The following is an 18,742-nucleotide window of genomic DNA, read 5'->3' as shown; positions in this document are numbered from 1 at the left end:
AGATAGGCAGGATGCGATCGCTTCTTTCCTGAACCATGTTCAGGAGAGTTCAGCGTGAATGTATCAGTACTGGCCAACCAGAGCGGGCTGAGAAGTCTGGCTTTGTTTGGTCTCAAACAACCCGAGCTGGCCATACAGCAGGCGCTGCAGGCGGGGTTGGCGCTTGGACAGTCGGTGGCGGAGTTGAATAGGTCTCTGCGGCAACTCTCCTACCCCCAGGTTAAGCTCACCCTCGGGATCCACTACGGCCCAGTCCTTTTGCTGCCCCTCGATCCCCAAGATCCGCAGCGGCTGTCTGCCTTTGGCAAGTCGGTCAATGTTGCCACCTGGCTGGAGTCGGTTGAGGATGTTTCGCAAGGGGGGGAACAGTCTGAGGAACAGAGCTCCCGGTTGCTCATCTCGGCAGCTGTGTATCGAGCCGTGGAAGGGCAACTCCTGCAGGTGGAGCCTCTTTCGGTGAAACCTTTTCCCAACGCCAAACCCATCCGAGTTTACAGGGTGCACCCTGACCAAGTTAGCTTGCCGGCTGGCGAGGAGCAAGCTCCAGAAGCAACCAAGCCTGAACCGCTTGGATGGCTGGAAGCGCTCCGGGAATGGCTACAGGCTTGGTCTCGTTTTTGAGGGATCCCTTCAGGCAAAAACGCCATCCCTTTGCTGAACTTGGGCCTGCAAATAGGGGATCCCCACCCGATGGCAGTAATCTCCAAAGCTCTCGCCAGGACGGCGCTCCTGCTTGTAGACCTGCAGGAGAACTCTCATCAGCGGCACGATCTGGCTGATGTGTACCCGATCCTGAAACACTTGCGCCAGGCGATCCCCCTGCGGGCTGGCTCCCAGCCAAATCTGGTAGTAGCCATCGGGGGCGGATCCCACCAATCCCAGTTCCGCCAAGTAGGGTCGGGCACAGCCGTTGGGGCAGCCGGTCATGCGCACCAAAAAGGGCGAATCCTGCAGATCCAGCTCCTGCAACAGCCGATCCAACTGGCGAACCAGCCCCGGCAAAGCCCGCTCCGACTCAGTAATGGCCAAGCCGCAAGTGGGCAGGGCAGGGCAGGCCATCGACAGCCGCACCAGTTGAGGGATCTCTTCTTTGGAGAGCACCCCGTGGGACTTGAGGATCTGGTTGATGGCCTCCCGCTGGCCATCCTCGATGTCAATAAAGATCACGTCCTGAGTGGGGGTCAGCCGCATGTCCAGAGAAAACGCCTCCACAATCCGGCGCAGCGCCGTTTTGAGCTGCCGCTCTGGGGTGTCCTGGATACGGCCATTTTCGATGGAAATGCCCAAAAACCAACGGCCATCCCCCTGCTCGTGCCAGCCCAGGTAGTCGTCGCTGTTGGGGACAAACTTGGGCATGCGCCGGAAGGGCAACAACTTCTCCCCCAGGTACTGCTCGACCACACGGCGAAACTTGCGGATCCCCCAGTCTCTCACCAAGTATTTCAACCGCGCCTGCTTGCGGTCGTGCCGGTTGCCGTAGTCCCGCTGTACCGCCAAAACCGCTTGGCAAACCCGATACACCGATTCCGGCGGGGCAAAGCAGAGCTTTTGGGCCAAAAGGGGCTGGGTTTCTTCCTTGCCGTGGGTACGCCCCATGCCCCCACCCACCACAATGTTGAAGCCCTTCAAGTTGCCCTTGCGATCCGTGAGCACAATCAAGCCCAAGTCCTGGGAGTACACATCTACCGTGTTTTCCCCGGCTACGGCGATGGCGGTTTTAAACTTGCGGGGCAAATAGACGGGGCCATACAGAGGTTCTGGCCCCTCCAGGCGCACCCCGTTGCCCACAAACTGCTCTGCTTCCCGCACTTCCTCATCCACCGGTGGGATGGGAACCGGCTCCCCATCCACCCAGATCTCGTAGTAGGCAGAGGTCTTCGGAGCCAACAGATCCGCCAGCTTGCGGGCATACTCTTGGGCATAGCGATAGGCAGGGCGATTTTTGTAGGGGGCAACCGGTGCCATCACGTTGCGGTTGACATCGCCGCAGGCGGCCAGGGTGGATCCCATCTGTTTGAGAATGCTGGCTATGGTGGCCTTGAGGTTTTTCTTGAGGATCCCATGCAACTGAAAGGTTTGCCGCGTTGTGGCTCGCAGGGTGCCATTGCCGTACTCATCGGCCAGCCGATCCAGGGTCAAGTAAAGCTGGGGGGGCACGTGTCCCCCTGGGATGCGGGTGCGCAACATCATCGAATAGGCCCGCTCCAGCCCCTCCTGCTTTCGCTGCTGCCGCCGATCCCGGTCGTCCTGCTGGTAAGCCCCGTGAAACTTCAGCACCTGCACCGCTGCTTCGCTGAAGTGGGTGGTGTCTTGGGCCAGCTCCTGCTGAAGGGGATCCCGTAGAAAGTGGCTGTCTGCCTTGATCTGCTCCACCTTGGAGCGCTTGGCCTCGGATGGGATCATGGGGGGCATTGGTGATCTCCGGTAAACCGGTCGGAATACTTGTGAATAACAGGCTATCACCTCCCTTGGGCGGCGTCCAGTTGGAAAAGTCAGCCTCCTATCCGGGTTTTGTCCCAAACCCGCAAAACTTGTCATTTGAGTCAGCTTGAGATCGTCGGCGCTTCTAGCTGGCCAGGGCTAGGCGGGCACCGTACTCCTGCACCGACCACAGTTGCCAGGCACAATTCCCCTGCAGCTCCAAAACCAGGTCGTGGTAGGCCAAGAGGGTGGGACGATGGCCGACGCTGATGTAGGTGGTGTTCAGGTGTTGCAGCTGCAGGTAGAGCAGTTTTTCGTTGGCCACATCCAGGGCGCTGGTGGCCTCGTCCAAAATGGCGTAGCGGGGCTGGGTGATCAAAATGCGGGCAAAGGCAAGACGCTGCTGTTCCCCTAGGGAGAGAGTGCTGGCCCAGTCTTTCTCCACATCAAAGCCGCCCACCCGCTCCGGCAAGTCTCCCAGGTTCACCTGGGCCAAGACTCGGATGAGATCTTCATCGGTGAGGTCTCGGCGGCGTTTGGGATAGAGCAGTTGATCCCGCAGGGATCCCAGCAGCATATAGGGTTTCTGGGGCAAAAAGAGCATCTCCTGAGTATCTGGGCGGGCGATGGATCCCTGGCCGTTGGTCCATAGGCCGGCAATGGCCCGCAACAGGGAACTTTTGCCGCTGCCGCTAACACCGACAATCAAAAGCCGCTGGCCGGCTTCCAAGGCGAAGGAGAGATCCCGCACCAGGGTTCGTTCTGAATTGGGGGTGAGCAAAGTGACGTGGTTTAGCGCCAATTGCTGGGCAATGCGAGTTTGAATGTTGCTTTCCCGAGCGCCGGTGTGGCGCAGCGCCGGATCTTCCAGAGACTCGTGAAAGGAGCCTAAGCGGTTGATCCCAGCGGCAAAACTGGAAATGCTTTGAATCTGGTTGGCCACAATGGAGAGGGCGCTCAACACCTGGCTGAAGGCAATGGTGGCTTGGGTAATGGTGCCGAAGTCTCGCACGCCGCTGAAATAAAGGGGAGCCACGATGACATAGGGCACAATGCGGGTGAAATAGTTGTAGGCGTATTGGAAAATATCGATGATGGCCTGCCAGATGATCAGCAAATTAAAATTGCGCAAGGCCGCACCAAAGCGATGCAAAATTTGCCTGAGTTCTTGATCCTCTCCCTGGTAAAAGGCGATGGACTCGGCATTATCCCGCACGTGCACTAAGCTGTAGCGAAAATCGGCTTCGTAGCGCAGTTGATCGAAGTTAATTTTGATCAGCTTGCGACCGGCCAAAATGGCAATGGCGGTACCAATGGTGGCATAGACCACCAGCCCCAACGCCAACGGACGAGAAATGCCGTAGAGGATGCCGGTGAAGGCGTAGAGGGTGAGAATCGAGTCGAGAATGTCCAACAGGAAGGAGAGGGTGGTGCCGGTAAAGGAGCGAACATCCTCGGAAATGCGCTGGTCGGGGTTGTCGATTTCGGTGTTGGCGGCGTTGGAATCCAGCTCGTAGTAAGCCCGCTGATCGAAGTAGCGATCCAGAAAATGATCGGTCAGCCATTCTCGCCAAAACAGCCCTAGCTTGAGGCGAGTGTAGCGGTAGATCACCAAAATGGGAATAGCTGAGATAATCAGCACTCCATAAATAATCAAAAATTGCCAGAAAGTGGGCTCTTCTTTTTGCTGCAGAGCTGTGTCGATAAACCGAAAGATAAAGCTGATCATCACGTTCAGCCGGTTGACCGTCAGCGACAGAAACAGCAAAAAGGTGAGCAGCACCCACTGCAACCAGCGCTGGCGAAGCTGCCGCCACACTGCCCCAAAACAAAGGCTGCTCAAAGCCAAGCTGACCGAGGCTACCCACAGCACCGGCGAGGACAAGTTTCTCTCCGTTTGGGCCACCAATCCGGCTGCCACATTGGTGAAAAACTCCGGGAACAGGGCTTGACCGACCAAAGTTACCCCAATCTCCACAAAGAACATCAGGGCAACCACAAACACCATGGCCGCTGCCAGCAAGCCCAAAAAGATCCAGCCCCCATAGCGCACTCTGGGGTAAAAGTAGGGCTGGGCCACGGTGATAAACCGATCCCACAGTTTGCGGTCGAAGTTAAATTGAGAGGCTTGGGATTCCATTTTTGCGGTCGGCGCAGAGAGCAAGATCGACATCTCCCAGGCTAGCAGGCCATGGGTGCCAATCTGTGTTCAACAGGAGCGGATTCATTAGGGGTGAAACGCGGATCCCCCTTGTCCCATCCAAACCGTCTTGGCTCTGGGTCTTGCTCACCCACACACCCCTTGCTTAAAGCCAGTGTCCCTTCAACCTTGCAACCGGTTTTGCCAAGCCGATTGGGCCGCCAGCCACACCGTCTGAACCGGCACGTGAAACTCCTGGGCGCGGGCCACACAGTCGCGAAACTCCGGCTGAGCGTTGACGATGCGGCCATGGTGGCGGGCCACTTTGATGTCGACCAAGCCGTAAGGGGTTTCCACCCGCTCGATAACCCGCTCCAGTAGGGTGCGCTGCTGTTGGAAGTGGCGAATGCCCAGGGTGGTGGTCTCCCGGAAGATGAGATCTTGACACTCCGGCACCCGATCCGGCGGACAGATGACGGTAAGCAGGATCCCCGGCCGCCCCTGTTTCATGGTGATCGGCTGGGTAAACACGTCCCAGGCCCCGAGGGCCAACAACTGCTCGCAGGTGTAGGCAACCACTTGGGGGTTGAGATCGTCAATTTGGGTCTGCAACACCGATACCGTTTCCGTTAGCTCTCCCCCATCGGCTTCCCCGATCCAGAGACGAAACACGTTGGGAATGGGCAGCTCTTGGGCACCGGCCCCACGCCCCACTTTTTCCACCCGCATCGGCGGACAGGGGCCAAACTCTTCCGCCAACGCCACAGCCAAGGCTGCTCCTGTGGGGGTCACCAGCTCGGCTTCCACCCCGTTGCTGAACACCGGCACGCGGCCCATTTCCCACAACTCGATCACCGCCGGCACCGGCACGGCCAATTTGCCATGCTCTGTGCTCACCCAGCCGCCCCCAACAGGATGGGGGGATGACAACACCCGCTCCACCTGCAGCCAATCCAGGCCGATGCAAGTGCCGACAATATCCACCAAAGCATCCACTGCCCCCACTTCGTGAAAGTGCACTTTTTCCACGGGCACTTGATGGACTTTTGCTTCTGCCTGCGCCAACTTTTCAAACACCGCCAGGCTGCGGGTCTTGATGGCTGGGGAAAGCTGGGATCCCGCGATCAAAGCCTGAATCTCTGCCCAATGCCGAGCAGGGGATCCCCCACTCTGGGATCCCAGCACCTCCACCACAGCTTGCAGAGCAGGCTGCCCACACCGCTGCACCCGGCTCACCTGCAGGCTATATTCCCCCTCGATGCCCAACGCCTGGAGCTGACGGTTGAGGTACTCCAAAGGCACCCCGCAATCCAGCAGGGCTCCTAGACACATATCGCCGGCAATGCCCGCCGCACAGTCGAAGTAGGCTATTTTCATGCTGGAGAACTGGGGGTAGCCGCTGCCGCCAGAATGGACTTGGATCCCTCTTGATTGTAGGCAGCAACCGGCCTGGAAAAGGCGATGGGAGAAGAATCAAGCTTCTCCAGAGTCGGAAGATTCAGAAGATCGGGCAGCAGATTCACGCCACTGTTGGATGATGTTGCCCAAATTGCGCCGGAATTCTCCAATTCCCAGCAGGGATCCCGGCTCGGGATCCCAGGAAGCTGAGAACACACCGTAGCTAATGCCCAAAAAACCAAGGCCAAACAAAGTTAGCGACTCCGCCAAGGTGAAGTAAGGGGGCAGAGCGACCACGTGGTTGGTCAAGAGATAGTAATTCACAAAAAAGCTGCTCAGGCCCAGCCCAGAAGGGATCCCAGAAAACACCAGAATCCGCCGCACCATCCGCCGGCTGACCTCAGGGGGAATCACGGCAACAGGCTCCTTCTTGGCCGGCTTCTTCTCCACCTCAACAGAGGCGGAGGGGGAGCGACGGCGAAAGGTTTTGGACTGGCGGCTGGATTTGCCCACGAAGACAGATCTCCGATAGCGTTTTGGATGGGCTGCCTACTTTTTCACCCGGATGTTCAGCCGTTCGGCCAGCTCCCGGAAGCGGTCAGGAGAATGCTTGGCGATGTAGTTGAGCAAACGCTTGCGACGACCGATCATCATCAGCAGGCCGCGGCGGGAGTTGAAATCCTTCGGGTTTCTCTGAAGGTGCTGAGAGAGCTGGTTGATGCGACTGGTGAGCAGAGCCACCTGAACCTCGGCAGAACCGGTGTCGGTGTCGTGCAGTCGATAGCTCTCAATGATCTGCTGCTTCTCTTGTTGCAATAAGGCCATAAGATCAAGGGACTGGATGCACTGCTTCAAGATAATAACATCGGCTTTTCCTCCCTCGCTATGGCCGAGGAGGGTTATGGAGAGAATGGGATATGACAACAACCTCTGGGGATCCTCCGGCACTGCCCGCTTTGCTGGAGCTGTTGAACTCACAAGACTTGGGAAATCGGCTGCGCGCTGTCAACAAAGCCAGAGAACTGCCTGGGCCAGAAGCCCTGACATTGCTGCAGCGAGCGATTCACGACGAGAATGCCCGCGTCCGTTATGCTGCCATCAGCCAGATGGGCACCCTGTCTGGCGTCGATCCGAACCTACTGTTGCCCATTTTGCAGCGCTCTTTGCGAGAGGATCCGGAGTTCGATGTGCGGGCTGCTGCCGCCGCTGCCCTGGGGGATCTCAAGCAGCCACAGGCCCTGGCCGATCTTCTGGAAGCTTATCGGCGAGAAACGGAGTGGCTGGTACGGTTTAGCATCATCGCTGCCCTGGGAGAGCTGGGGAACCCTGCCGCCTTCGACACTCTGGTGGAAGCTTTGCAGGACAAGAGCGAGCTGATCACCACAGCCGCTGCCGCTGCCTTGGGCGATCTGGGGGATCCGCGGGCCATCCCCTACCTGGATCCCCTCATTGATTCCGACGACTGGCAACTGCGCTACCGCGTCTGCATTGCCCTGGCCAAGTTGGGAACAGAAGCCGCTCGCGCCGGACTGACCCGGCTGGCCCAGGATTCCCAAGAACAGGTGGCCGTACATGCCCGGGCTGCCTTGGGATCCCTGTAGTTCCCTAGCTCATGGCATTGATGATGTAGTCAAAGTAAGGGGCGGCTTCAGCGGCTGCCGCCGGCTCCAACAAGCTGAGGGCAGCTTCCTTCAAAAAGACAATCGCATCGATCATGCCGGCGATGGGTACATTGAGGGCATTGTACATTTCCCGCACCCCTATCAGGCCGATAGACTCAATCGGCTCTTTGCTGCCGGCAATAATGCCATAGGTCACCAGACGCAGATACCAGTCGTAATCTCGCAAACATTGGTTGTAGCGCTTGTCACCGTAGGCATTGCCACCGGGTTGCACGTACTCGGGCCGCTTGGCGAATAGCTGCTTCTGGGCCTGGTCAATGATGCGCTTTTTGTTTTCTGCTAACACCTGAGCGATTTGCAAGCGCCTCTCGCCGGTGGTCATGTAATTCCTGATGGCTTCCAGTTCGCTAACTGAGAGGTAACGCAGCTGGTCATCCGCGGTCTCGATGATCTGGTTGATCACGCTCACGGTAGGGATTCTCCTGTTTTCTAACTTGCTTTCAATTCGGTTCATCAATCCAGCAACCCATCCCCCCAGCCCAAGGTCGGCCCAAGAGATGAGCAGGTAGCTCGGCAAGCCAGCGCCGCCGGCTGCTCCCAGTTTAGGATAGGGCAAACCTTCCCTCAAGCACTTTGGCGTGACTCCATCTCGAGACTGGCCCTAGATCCGGCCTCGCAGCCATTGGGCCATCTCATTGCGGCGTGGGGCAGCCTCCAGACACACCTCTTCGGTAATCCGCCCCTCTTGGTAAAGCCTAAACAGGGATTGATTCATGGTACACATGCCCTCATAGGAGCCGTCGGCGATCAGTTCCTCAATTTCGTCCACCGCCCCCCGCTTGATGTAGTCGCGAATGGCATCGGTGTTGCGCATGATCTCGTGGGCCGCAGCTCGCTTGCCATCGGTGGTGCGCACCAGGGTTTGAGCGATGATCGCCACCAGGGTTTCTGCCAGCTGCAGACGCATCGGCTCCTGTTCTTCCGGCTTGTAAATCCCCAGCAGACGCTCGATGGTGCGGACGGCACTGTTGGTGTGCAGGGTTCCAAAGACCAAGTGGCCCGTCTGGCCAGCCTTTAGGGCAATATCCACCGTCTCTCGATCCCGCATCTCCCCAATCAAGATGATGTCCGGATCTTCCCGCAGCGAGGCTTTCAGGGCATTGGCAAATTCCAGGGTGTGGATCCCGACCTCCCGCTGCCGCACCATCGATTTCTTGCTCTGGTGGACGAACTCGATGGGATCCTCAATGGAAATGATGTGTTTGGGAAAGTTGGAATTGATGTAGTCCACCATCGCTGCCAAGGTTGTGGACTTACCGGATCCGGTGGGGCCGGTCACCAAAACCAAGCCTTTGTGCTCTTCGGCAATGCGCTTCAAGACTTCCGGCGCCCGCAACTGCTCCAGCGTCAAAATTTTCAACGGGATCAGACGCATCACCATAGCCGGGCCAAGAAGGGAAACAAAGCAGTTGACCCGACACCGCACCAAACCCTCGTACTGGATGGCAGTATCCAGTTCCAAACATTCCTCAAACTGGCGAATTTGGCTCTCCGGCAGGCTTTCCCGCAGCCAGCCATAGAACATCTCGGTGGTGGTGACCGGGTAGTTGGTCAAAAGCATTTGCCCCCGATCCCGAAAGCGGGGCACTTCTCCTACCCCCAAATGAATATCGGAGTAGCCTTTGTCATAGGCTTCCTGCACCAGTTGGCGCAGAGTCAGGCCCGCAGGAGTAGCCGGGGCCACCGGGATCCGACCGGCAGCCGTTGGGCGAGCTGGTGGCGCAAAAGGCGGGGCAGCAGGAGTGGGGACAGGTGGCGACACTGGAGGCCGAGCAGCAGCAGCCGGAGCCGGAGTGGGCGGGGGCATTCGAGGGGGAGCGACAGGATCGGGCACAGGCACAGGCACCTGAGGGGGAGCGACAGCCACACCAGGAGGAAGGGGCCGACCCAGAATGGGGTTGGGGGGGTTTTTGGCATTGGCAGGCCGGGATCCCGTCCCTTGGGAGGCTGAACCGAGCACTGGATCCAGTTGCGTTGGAGGCTCCACAGGGGGCACCGGAGCAGCCGGACGAGACGGACGCTGCATGACCGGCGGAGCCGGGGGCTGCCAATTGGAGTCCAAATCGGTGGGAAACTGGTTTTCGGGGCTGACCTCGCTCATGACAAGCCTCGCTTCTGGCAGGGTTTGCGTCGATCTTAGGCTAGCATTCCCCGCCTGAGCAGAGGCTTAACCCACTCACCGACAAAGCTCCGGGAAGCTCCCTAAAAATTGGACGGATGGCGAATGAGACTCAGAAACTCTTCGCGGGTACGGGGATCCTCTTGAAACACCCCCACCATCGAGCTGGTGACCGTCCAGGAGCCGGCCTTTTGTACCCCCCGCATCACCATGCACATGTGGGTAGCCTCGATAACCACCCCCACCCCGTAGGGATCCAGCACCTCCATCAAGGCCTCAGCAATTTGCCGTGTCAGGCGTTCCTGAACCTGCAGGCGGCGGGAGTACATCTCGACGATACGGGCAATTTTGCTTAGGCCCACCACCTTTTGCTTGGGGATGTAGGCCACATGGGCTTTGCCGATAAAGGGCAGCAGATGGTGCTCGCACAGGCTAAACAGAGACACATCCCGCAACAGCACCATCTCGTCATGGCCCTCATCAAAGATGGCACTGTTCAGTAGCTCCTCCAAAGACTGCCGATACCCACTGGTCAAAAACTTCAAAGCCGCAACCACTCGTTCCGGGGTTTTTCGCAGCCCCTCCCGTTGGGGATCCTCCCCGATCCCCCGCAGCAGCGTCTCCACCGCCGCCACCATAGCCGGATCTGAGACATCCGAGCTACCCAATTCTTCTTCCGCAAAAGTGGCTCGATCTCGAATCACCCGAGACTTGAAATGGGCTTTGTCATCCATTCGAGATTGCGAGCCAGATCCGGGTTTCGCAAGGGTCATAGCAGGATATTCCTTGGTTAACGAAAGGCTAAGAGAACTCGGTGCATGCAACTCAGCTCAGGTGGCATCCAGTCAAAGGCTGCGATAGCCAAAACCCTCCCAAGTCACGGGCAACCCCAAACCAGCCAGGTCTAAAAGGCTCCCACCGCAGGCATGAAGGTGAGATCTTCCACCACCGCACCTGTGGGCAACCGAACAATATAGGTAATCAAATCGGCTACCCATTCCGGCGAGAGCATTTTGGAACGGTCGAAGTTGACCCCTACCGTGCCCGTATCCCAGAGGGACGTGTCCACGGCACCAGGGCACAGGCTGGTGACCCGAATGCCATGCTGTCGTTCCTCTTCGGCCAAAGCTTGAGAAAAGCCCATTAGGCCGAACTTGCTGGCACAGTAAGCTCCCCAGTTGGGAAAAGCTCGCTTGCCCGCAATCGAGATGACGTTGACAATCGTGCCGCAGCGCTGCCGGCGCATTCCGGGAAGTACGGCTTGGGCACACAGAAAAGCTGCCGTCAAGTTCAAGTCGATCACTCGCTGCCAATCCGACAAAGGTAAGGTGGCCAAAGGGCCAACGTGGGCCATGCCCGCATTATTGACCAAGACATCGCAGACGCCAAATCGATCCAGGAGAGCCTGCAACTGCTGGGGCAGAGCTGCTAAGTCGGCCAAGTCCATGGGAAAAACCGCTGCCTTACCCCCCTGGTCTTGGATTTGGGCCTGCACCGCCAGCAGATCAGGTTGGGAGCGGGCCACCAGAGCCACCGCTATCCCTTGTCGGGCTAGGGCTAGGGCTACCGCTCTGCCGATCCCTCGACTGGCCCCTGTAATCAGAGCACGTTCGGGAAACTTTGTCTCAAAACTCATTTACAACAAGCCTCTGGCGTGCGCCACACAAGCAAGCGCCACCCAACCTGAGAAACTTCCTTAACTAAGTGTAACACTGATTTTCCATCGCTTCCCTTGGAATCAGGGTAGGGCGCAGAGACCTCAGCCTGTCCTGCTCAAGATCCGTCTGCTGGCTGTTGAACCTCGATCCGGCTAGGTGGGGTCTGGGAGTATGGTAGTGTGGTAAAAATGGTGAAAATCTTTTGCAACAACAACCGTCATGGCTGAGTCTTTGTTTTCTCCAAGCCCCACTGCCGCGCGGGAGGATCCCTCCTACATCCTTCAGCTTGAGGGCATCAGCAAGGGGTTTCCCGGCCAGCGGCAGTTGGTTTTGCGGGAAGTCGAGTTTCGCCTGCCCCAAGGAGACATCCTCAGCATTGTGGGCCCATCAGGTTGTGGGAAAACCACCTTATTGCGCACCATTGCCGGATTTGAGCAGCCGGATAGCGGGCGGATCCTGCTGGGGGGGCAGGTTGTGGCTGGGGAGGGGCAGTGGATCCCACCGGAGCGACGGGGAGTGGGGCTGGTGTTTCAGGATTTTGCCCTGTTTCCCCACTTGAACGTGTTGGCCAATGTGATGTTTGGCCTCCGACCCACTACCCCGTTTGCGTCGGCGGCAGGGGGTGGCAATCGCTCCTCCTCAACTGAGTTGCGAGCTGAGTTGCGAGGCGCTGCCCAACAGGCGCGGGAACGCGCTTACGAGGTGTTGCGGTTGGTGGGCCTGGAAGACTACACCCATCGTTATCCCCACGAGCTTTCGGGCGGGCAGCAGCAGCGGGTGGCTTTGGCGCGGGCTTTGGCCCCCAGGCCTAGCTTGATCCTGTTGGATGAGCCGCTGAGCAATTTGGATGTGCAGGTGCGCTACTACCTGCGGGAAGAAATCCGCAAAATCCTCAAGCAAACCCAGACCTCGGCCATTTTTGTCACCCACGACCAAGAGGAGGCTCTCTGCCTCTCCGACTGGGTGGCGGTGATGCGGGAAGGCCGTATTGAGCAATGGGGATCCCCGGAGGAGGTTTACCGGGAGCCGGCTACTCGCTTCGTGGCAGAGTTTATTACCCAGGCCAACTTTCTGCGCTGTGAGCGGCGGGAGTTGGGTTGGCAGGCTGAAGAGCTGCTGCACATCCCATTCCAGGCTTTGAGGGATCAGCCCGACCCCAGCTTGCGCTGCGCAGAGTTGATGGTTCGCCAGGAGGAGTTGCATTTGCATCCTGATCCTCAGGGCGGCATTGTCATTCGGGATCGACAGTTTTTGGGGCGAGAGTACCGCTATTGCCTGATCACAGCAGCCGGCAAAGAATTGCACGCCCTAGCCCGGGAAGCCCTGCCTGTGGGCGCGCGGGTTCACATTGCTGTTGGGCAAGGTCGGCTGTTCCCCCTCGCTGAGGGGTCCTCCGTGGCTGAAAAAGAGCCAAATCGCGCAAAAAGTAAAAGTGTTGCCTGAGTCGGGGTTCTTTTTCACACCTTTAGCAACCCATCTTCCCCGCGACACGAAAGCCTTCGCCCCAGATAGGGCTTAGACTGGCAAGACGGTGGTCCAGGCTGGTAGCTCCCTCTGGAGGGACAAACTGGGTAGGCTGTTGGTGGAGGATTCAGTGCCAAGCTATGCAGGGATCCCGCATCGTGGCAGGCACATCGGAGAACCGGATCGCCATGGCGGAGTTCCGGGTGGGCGTGGATGCGGTCATTTTCTCCATCGATACCGAGCAGAATCGCCTTCTGGTGCTGCTGGTGCGGCGGCGGGAGGATCCCTTCCGCGGTTGCTGGGCCCTGCCAGGAACACTGGTGCGGCGCTCAGAATCCCTAGAAGCAGCGGCCTACCGCATCTTGGCGGAGAAAATTCGTGTTAAAAACCTCTATCTGGAGCAGCTCTACACCTTCGGGGGGCCGGAGCGGGATCCCCGCGAGGCCGAGGATGGCTATGGAGTGCGCTACCTGTCGGTCAGCTACTTTGCCCTGGTGCGGTTCCAGGATGCTGAATTGCTGGCAGACGGAGTGGAGGGCATTGCCTGGTATCCCGCCGACCAAATTCCCTCTTTAGCCTTTGACCACGAAGAGATTTGCCGCTATGCCCGCCGTCGCCTCTGCGCCAAGTTGGAGTACAGCCCGATTGCCTTTGACATTTTGCCCGCCACCTTCACGCTAGGGGAGGTCTATCAGCTCTACGGCACCGTTTTGGGCGAGGGGTTCTCCGACTACTCCAATTTTCGCGCCCGCCTACTGAAACTGGGTATCTTGCAAGATACCGGCCAGAAAAGTTCCCAAGGAACGGGCAGACCGGCAACCCTCTACCGTTTTGATGCGGCTGCTTTCGAGAAAATCCGTCATAAGCCGATGGTGTTTGTCTGAAGGCCGTCTGAGGGATCCCGGCTCGCCAAGGCCAAGCTGGCCAGATCGGTTGGTATAGATTGGCTTTTATTCAAAGGGAGTTCCATTACATGACCACCTAGACAAAGGTTTATGCCTTGATCATGGTCATTTCAATCATGGTCATTTCAAGTTAGGCTGAGACACTTCCCAACTACTCCGCGTCGCTTCCACAACTATCCTCAACCCCTCTTCCAATGGAACAGTTTCATTCCTCGTTAAAATGACTACAGTCGTTTCAGGTTAGGGTGAGACGCCTAGGCTACTGAGAAAAGCTTTCTAGCCCTTTGCATTATTGCTCCGCAACGCTGACGCGACCAAGGTTTTAGGTGTGGGTGCAGTGTCCTAGTTTGAATCAAAGTGACCATATAGGACAGGAGCAGCCTGGTCATGACGCACTCAACTATCCCGGGAACCTTGCCAAGACAAATCTTTTGATGGATGCCGTAGAAGCCTGCTTCAGCACGGCTCAGATGCTTTCGGTGCCGTCCCCAAACTGCCTAGCGCTACGGTTGGCTGAGCGAAGGTCTCAGGCCGGGATCCCAAGGGACAGTTCCTTTGGCGAACGCTCCGTGTAGTAGCAATGGAACAGGCTGAGGTCACCAGCAGCCTGGGGGCTGTGCTAAGATCAGAGACCATGACAGGTGTTGTTTCAGGAGTTATCCAGGCATGTCTGCAGCAATAGATATCGCTGATGCCACCTTTGAGGCAGAGGTGCTGCGCAGCGATATTCCAGTTCTGGTTGATTTTTGGGCACCTTGGTGTGGCCCCTGTCGGATGGTGGCTCCTGTGGTTCAGGAGATAGCTGAGCAGTATGTCGGCAAAGTTAAGGTTGTAAAAATCAACACCGACGAGAACCCTCAAACTGCCAGCCAGTACGGCATTCGCAGCATTCCCACCCTGATGTTGTTCAAGGGCGGCCAGAAAGTGGATGTGGTGGTTGGCGCCGTACCCAAGGCAACTCTAACCACGATTTTGGAAAAGCACTTCGACACACCTGCCGAAGCCTGAGGGCTATGCCTTGGGTGTTTCAGAATGTAACTTTTGGGTTCTGGATTAGAACCCGGCTGCCGTTTTGTGCCGAGAACTGATTAAAGTAATTCCAGAGAACTTTAGGATCCCAGCTTGACCGATTCCGTTTCTTCCCTTCTGCAAGAAGTTTTTTCCAACGCTGAGACTCGCCTAAAGCAGTTGGAGCATCACCCCAACCGGACGGCCTGGCTGCGTATTTTGCAGTCGCTGCAGCGCATGGGATCCCTAGAGCTGAGCCGTTTGGATGCCAAGATCTTGGCGGCCACTCTTGAGGATCTGGAGCAGGGGTTTGCCGCCTTCCAAAACTACGCTCATCAACGCAAGATCACCGTTTTCGGGTCGGCACGGCTAGGGCCAGAAAGTCCCGAATATCGCCAGGCCCAGTTGTTCGCCCACTGCATCAGTCAACGGGGGTTCATGGTGATGACGGGGGGCGGCAGCGGCATCATGGAAGCCGGCAATCGAGGGGCAGGGCTGGAGAACTCTTTTGGGCTCAACATCCAGCTTCCCTTCGAGCAAATGGCCAATCCCGTTATTGCTGCCAGCGATCGGGTCATCAACTTCAAGTATTTCTTTTCGCGCAAGCTCTTTTTTGTTAAAGAAACCGACGCGCTGGTGCTTTTTCCCGGCGGTTTCGGCACTCAGGATGAAGCCTTTGAATGCCTAACCCTGATGCAAACCGGCAAAACCAAGCTCATGCCCTTGGTGCTGGTGGACAGAACAGGTGGCTGCTACTGGAAAGAATGGGACGAATACGTGCGGGAGCACCTGCTTGGTCGCGGCTTGATCAGCCCAGAAGATCTCTTCCTCTACACCCTAACCGACGATGTGGGAGATGCCTGTCAGCAGATTGTCGATTTTTATCGCGTCTTTCACAGCAATCGCTACGTGCGAGAGCTCCTGGTTTTGCGCTTGAACACCAAACTTTCACCGGAAGCCCTAGAGATTTTAAACGAAGAGTTTGCCGACATTCTCGATTCGGGCCGGATCGAGCAAACTGGGGCTTTGCCGGAGGAAGCCGAGGAAGATATTGCCCATCTGCCACGGCTGGTGATGCACTTCAACCAGCGCAACTTTGGACGGCTATGGCAAATGGTGCGCCGGATCAACAAGCTTCACCCGGAACAGCCGGATCCTCTGCAAATGCGCCCTGAACAAAAGTAGATGTATCAGCGCTCTCAGAACCATCCAAGAACCAGCAGCCAATTGTTTTGGTGGTGCTCCCAATGGGCCGGTTGTTTGTCAAAATCTGCGGCATCACCCGTCAGGATCAGGCGGAGGCCATCGCCGCGCTGGGGGTGAGTGCCCTTGGGTTCATCGCGGTGCCCAATACCCCCCGCTATTTGCCCCTCTCGGAAATGGCTCGTTGGGTGGGATCCCTGCCCGACCACGTGGAAAAAGTAGGGGTCTTCCTGGATCAGGATCCCCGCGCCATCGCCGCCTGGGTGGAAACGGTGGGCCTCACGGCTGTCCAGTTGCATGGCCAAGAATCCCCGCAGGATTGTCAGCAATTGGGGAAATGGCTTCCCGGGATCCGCCGCATCAAAGCCCTGCGCATTCGCCAGCCGGCGGATCTGGAAGTAGCCCATCTCTACCGAGACTGTGTGGAGGTGCTGCTTTTGGATGCCTATCACCCCCAACAGGCGGGGGGAACGGGGCGAACCCTGAATTGGCCAGAACTTGCTCGCCTTTCGCGTGAGCGGGCTCTGCCCTTGCCTTGGCTACTGGCCGGTGGTCTGAACCCGGACAATGTTCTGCAGGCACTCAGCCACCTGCAGCCAAGCGGCATCGACCTCTCCAGTGGTGTGGAACGCCACCCCGGCGATAAAGACATAGACAAAGTCCGCCACCTGCTGCAGCAGCTTGGCTCCCAAGGGTGGGAGATTGCTCCTACTCTGCCGCCGATAACGCCAAGCGCAACGGGATGATCATTTGGCTGGGTTCCTACTGCAGCGACTGAATATCCAACCCCGGCTCGAACATCAGCTCTTTCACTTCCCCAAATCGGCCCATCACTCCAAGCTCCCGGTCGTTAAAGGTCACCAACACACCGCCCGCATTGCCGGTACGCAACACGATTGACTGCTCCGCTTCCCAATTCAACTCGGCCCCTGGCTGTAAGGTGGCCTCAAAAACCGTTTGCCCATCGGCGATGACCCGCAACCAGGAAGGGCGCTCCACAACGCGAATATCCAGACGCACCGGCTTGCGCCCCGCCCCCCCTGAGTGAGCTTCCAAGACCTCGGGGAAGACGCCCTGAATGCGCGTCCATTGGTCGAGGGTGGGAAACAGTTGGCGGGCCGTGGGCTGAGCTGCCGACAGAGTGGGATCCGGGGAGTTGGCAGCAGGCGGTTGCTGGCCGGATCCCTCCCGACTGACCGTTGACAGGCTCACCAGCCAACGCCCAAAGGGATTGCCTGTGCCTTCCAAAAGAGCCGACAATCCCCCCACCGTCAGCACAATCAGCACCACATAAGCAGCCCAAAGGTGGAGAGGACGCAGGGCAAAGGCAGGTTGCTGGCCGACAACAGCAAGAGGAGCTGGCGCGCGGGGGGTTTTGGCCGATAAAAGCGGAGAGGCACGCCGAGAGAGGGTTTCGCCATCCAACCCCAAATAGTCGGCATAGCGCTTGAGAAACCCTTGCACATACACCGGCTCCGGTAACCGGCTCAAGTCAGCTTCCTCCAGCGCCTGCAGATATTGGCAGCGAATGAAGGTATCGTTAGCTACTTCTGTCAACGTCAGTCCCCGTGCCTCCCGTGTTTGCCGCAACAGGGATCCCAGGGCTTCTAAAGAGTGTGCTGGCTCTTGCATCATTTGGCCACCTGCGGAAGAAAGGAGGCTACTGTGAGAGTTTGCACTCAGTTAGAGGCTCTGACGAGCTAATCGCGTGAGCGGGCCGGAGGCCTTAGAGGGCGCTTCCCGAGCGAGGATGAGCTGCTGTGCCCGGTGAGAGGGGCCAGCAAAGCTTGGAGCTCATGGGGATCCAACTGGCGGAACTGGCCTGCTTTCAGGTTGCCCAAGCCCAGTGGGCCAATGGCTTCCCGATGTAAGCTGAGCACCGGATGCCCAAGACGCTCCGCCACCCGCCGAATTTGCCGGTTGCGTCCCTCAAACAACACCACCCTCAGCCAGGAGCAATTGGGATGCTCCCTTTGCCGGAAATCCGGGGCAGGACAAAACTCCACCTCCGCCGGCAGAGTGGTGTACCCCTCTAAGTCTACTCCGTCTCGCCAATGTTGCAGAGTGGCCTGACTCGGATGCCCTTGTACCTGTACCCGGTAGGTTTTGGGCAGATGATAGCGCGGATGGGTCAGCTTCAAGGTCAAGTCGCCATCATTGGTGAGCAGCAAAGCGCCACTGCTGTCCGCATCCAGCCGGCCCACCGGGTAGAGGCGGGTTTGCCGTTTCCAAGATGGGGGGAGCAGATCCAGCACCGTCTTGCGTCCCCAAGGATCTGCACAGGTTGACAAAACCCCCACCGGCTTGTGCAGGAGCAAAACATAGCGCGCCGGATCCTTGGCCAAAGGGATCACTTGCCCATTCACCTCGATGCAATCCCGCTCTGGGTCGGCTTTGGAGCCCAGCTCAGTGACCACCTTCCCATTGACCCGAACGCGCCCGGCCAGGATCCAGGCTTCCACCTGGCGACGCGAGGCCAATCCCTGCTGAGCCAAGAGCTTCTGTAGCCGTTGGGGTTCTGCCATGGGGATTTGAACAGCAAAAGCAGCAACCGAAGCTGGGGGTGCTAGGCGGCAGAGCCTGGGGCCTCCGGCCCGCTTACGTGAACGGGGTTGGAGAGCCGGTCGGACAAATCAGCAGAATTGGAGGGCAACAGCAGCATCTCCGACTGAGACTGTAAACTACCCGACTCCGACCGCTAAAGCGGTACGGAGCGGGCTTTCAGTAGCCCTGAGCCTGCTCTG

Annotated in this window: 18 protein-coding genes and 1 pseudogene; 7 read left to right on the top strand and 12 right to left on the bottom strand. The window is 58.0% G+C overall.

Features of this window, described 5'->3' with window-relative positions:
- The first annotated feature begins 54 nt into the window (after nucleotides 1-54).
- Nucleotides 55-621: an adenylate/guanylate cyclase domain-containing protein gene (locus NW839_RS12955; RefSeq protein ID WP_414351805.1), complete on the top strand. Its 567-nt coding sequence runs from the start codon at nucleotides 55-57 to the stop codon at nucleotides 619-621.
- 9 nt (nucleotides 622-630) lie between these two features.
- Here the strand turns inward: NW839_RS12955 and NW839_RS12950 are convergent, their stop codons facing one another.
- The 5 genes from NW839_RS12950 to rpsO all read right to left on the bottom strand — a co-directional run bounded on the left by NW839_RS12950 (nucleotide 631) and on the right by rpsO (nucleotide 6,784).
- Nucleotides 631-2,412 (bottom strand): NADPH-dependent assimilatory sulfite reductase hemoprotein subunit, encoded by a 1,782-nt coding sequence (locus NW839_RS12950; protein ID WP_414351802.1) that lies wholly within the window; start codon nucleotides 2,410-2,412, stop codon nucleotides 631-633.
- 154 nt (nucleotides 2,413-2,566) lie between these two features.
- Nucleotides 2,567-4,594, bottom strand: coding sequence for an ABC transporter ATP-binding protein/permease (locus tag NW839_RS12945; protein ID WP_414351799.1), 2,028 nt, complete (start codon nucleotides 4,592-4,594; stop codon nucleotides 2,567-2,569).
- Between the two features lie 150 nt (nucleotides 4,595-4,744).
- Complete coding sequence (larC, locus tag NW839_RS12940) at nucleotides 4,745-5,938, bottom strand: nickel pincer cofactor biosynthesis protein LarC (protein WP_414351797.1); 1,194 nt, start codon at nucleotides 5,936-5,938, stop codon at nucleotides 4,745-4,747.
- 96 nt (nucleotides 5,939-6,034) lie between these two features.
- Entirely contained in the window at nucleotides 6,035-6,472 is a 438-nt protein-coding gene (locus NW839_RS12935) for a photosystem II biosynthesis protein (protein ID WP_414351795.1), read from the bottom strand.
- Nucleotides 6,473-6,508: 36 nt separating this feature from the next.
- Nucleotides 6,509-6,784: a 30S ribosomal protein S15 gene (gene rpsO, locus NW839_RS12930; protein ID WP_011431855.1), complete on the bottom strand. Its 276-nt coding sequence runs from the start codon at nucleotides 6,782-6,784 to the stop codon at nucleotides 6,509-6,511.
- Nucleotides 6,785-6,876: 92 nt separating this feature from the next.
- Between rpsO and NW839_RS12925 the strand changes: the two genes are divergently transcribed.
- Nucleotides 6,877-7,560, top strand: coding sequence for a HEAT repeat domain-containing protein (locus NW839_RS12925; protein ID WP_414329553.1), 684 nt, complete (start codon nucleotides 6,877-6,879; stop codon nucleotides 7,558-7,560).
- 4 nt (nucleotides 7,561-7,564) lie between these two features.
- Here the strand turns inward: NW839_RS12925 and apcD are convergent, their stop codons facing one another.
- From apcD to NW839_RS12905, 4 genes are all read right to left on the bottom strand, one after another.
- Nucleotides 7,565-8,050, bottom strand: a complete 486-nt coding sequence (gene apcD, locus NW839_RS12920; protein ID WP_011431857.1) for an allophycocyanin subunit alpha-B — start codon at nucleotides 8,048-8,050, stop codon at nucleotides 7,565-7,567.
- Nucleotides 8,051-8,242: 192 nt separating this feature from the next.
- Nucleotides 8,243-9,532, bottom strand: a complete 1,290-nt coding sequence (locus tag NW839_RS12915) for a type IV pilus twitching motility protein PilT (RefSeq protein ID WP_414351807.1) — start codon at nucleotides 9,530-9,532, stop codon at nucleotides 8,243-8,245.
- A gap of 311 nt (nucleotides 9,533-9,843) precedes the next feature.
- Nucleotides 9,844-10,533: a GTP cyclohydrolase I FolE gene (gene folE / locus NW839_RS12910; protein ID WP_011431859.1), complete on the bottom strand. Its 690-nt coding sequence runs from the start codon at nucleotides 10,531-10,533 to the stop codon at nucleotides 9,844-9,846.
- A gap of 131 nt (nucleotides 10,534-10,664) precedes the next feature.
- Nucleotides 10,665-11,396 carry an SDR family oxidoreductase gene (locus NW839_RS12905; protein ID WP_414341872.1) on the bottom strand — a complete coding sequence of 244 codons (732 nt, stop codon included), beginning with the start codon at nucleotides 11,394-11,396 and terminating at the stop codon, nucleotides 10,665-10,667.
- A gap of 241 nt (nucleotides 11,397-11,637) precedes the next feature.
- On the opposite strand from NW839_RS12905, the gene NW839_RS12900 reads away from it, so the two are divergent.
- From NW839_RS12900 to NW839_RS12880, 5 genes are all read left to right on the top strand, one after another.
- Complete coding sequence (locus tag NW839_RS12900) at nucleotides 11,638-12,861, top strand: ABC transporter ATP-binding protein (RefSeq protein ID WP_414351793.1); 1,224 nt, start codon at nucleotides 11,638-11,640, stop codon at nucleotides 12,859-12,861.
- Between the two features lie 209 nt (nucleotides 12,862-13,070).
- Entirely contained in the window at nucleotides 13,071-13,766 is a 696-nt protein-coding gene (locus NW839_RS12895) for an NUDIX hydrolase (protein ID WP_414380699.1), read from the top strand.
- 687 nt (nucleotides 13,767-14,453) lie between these two features.
- Nucleotides 14,454-14,795, top strand: a complete 342-nt coding sequence (trxA, locus tag NW839_RS12890; RefSeq protein ID WP_011431863.1) for a thioredoxin — start codon at nucleotides 14,454-14,456, stop codon at nucleotides 14,793-14,795.
- 114 nt (nucleotides 14,796-14,909) lie between these two features.
- Complete coding sequence (locus NW839_RS12885; RefSeq protein WP_414351789.1) at nucleotides 14,910-15,980, top strand: LOG family protein; 1,071 nt, start codon at nucleotides 14,910-14,912, stop codon at nucleotides 15,978-15,980.
- 62 nt (nucleotides 15,981-16,042) lie between these two features.
- Nucleotides 16,043-16,744 (top strand): phosphoribosylanthranilate isomerase, encoded by a 702-nt coding sequence (locus tag NW839_RS12880; RefSeq protein ID WP_414351787.1) that lies wholly within the window; start codon nucleotides 16,043-16,045, stop codon nucleotides 16,742-16,744.
- A 16-nt stretch (nucleotides 16,745-16,760) separates the two neighbouring features.
- Here the strand turns inward: NW839_RS12880 and NW839_RS12875 are convergent, their stop codons facing one another.
- From NW839_RS12875 to NW839_RS12865, 3 genes and pseudogenes are all read right to left on the bottom strand, one after another.
- Entirely contained in the window at nucleotides 16,761-17,423 is a 663-nt protein-coding gene (locus tag NW839_RS12875; protein ID WP_414328967.1) for a DUF4115 domain-containing protein, read from the bottom strand.
- Nucleotides 17,421-17,630: pseudogene (locus NW839_RS12870) on the bottom strand (helix-turn-helix domain-containing protein); the annotation flags it as partial. The gene NW839_RS12875 and the pseudogene NW839_RS12870, both read right to left, overlap by 3 nt.
- A 68-nt stretch (nucleotides 17,631-17,698) precedes the next feature.
- Nucleotides 17,699-18,523: a pseudouridine synthase gene (locus NW839_RS12865; protein WP_011431867.1), complete on the bottom strand. Its 825-nt coding sequence runs from the start codon at nucleotides 18,521-18,523 to the stop codon at nucleotides 17,699-17,701.
- Between the last annotated feature and the right edge of the window lie 219 nt (nucleotides 18,524-18,742).

Source organism: Synechococcus sp. R5-15 (genome assembly GCF_047462035.1).
Classification (GTDB): domain Bacteria; phylum Cyanobacteriota; class Cyanobacteriia; order Thermostichales; family Thermostichaceae; genus Thermostichus.
Note: the sequence above shows the minus strand (reverse complement) of the source record. Positions and strands in the feature narration are given on the sequence as shown.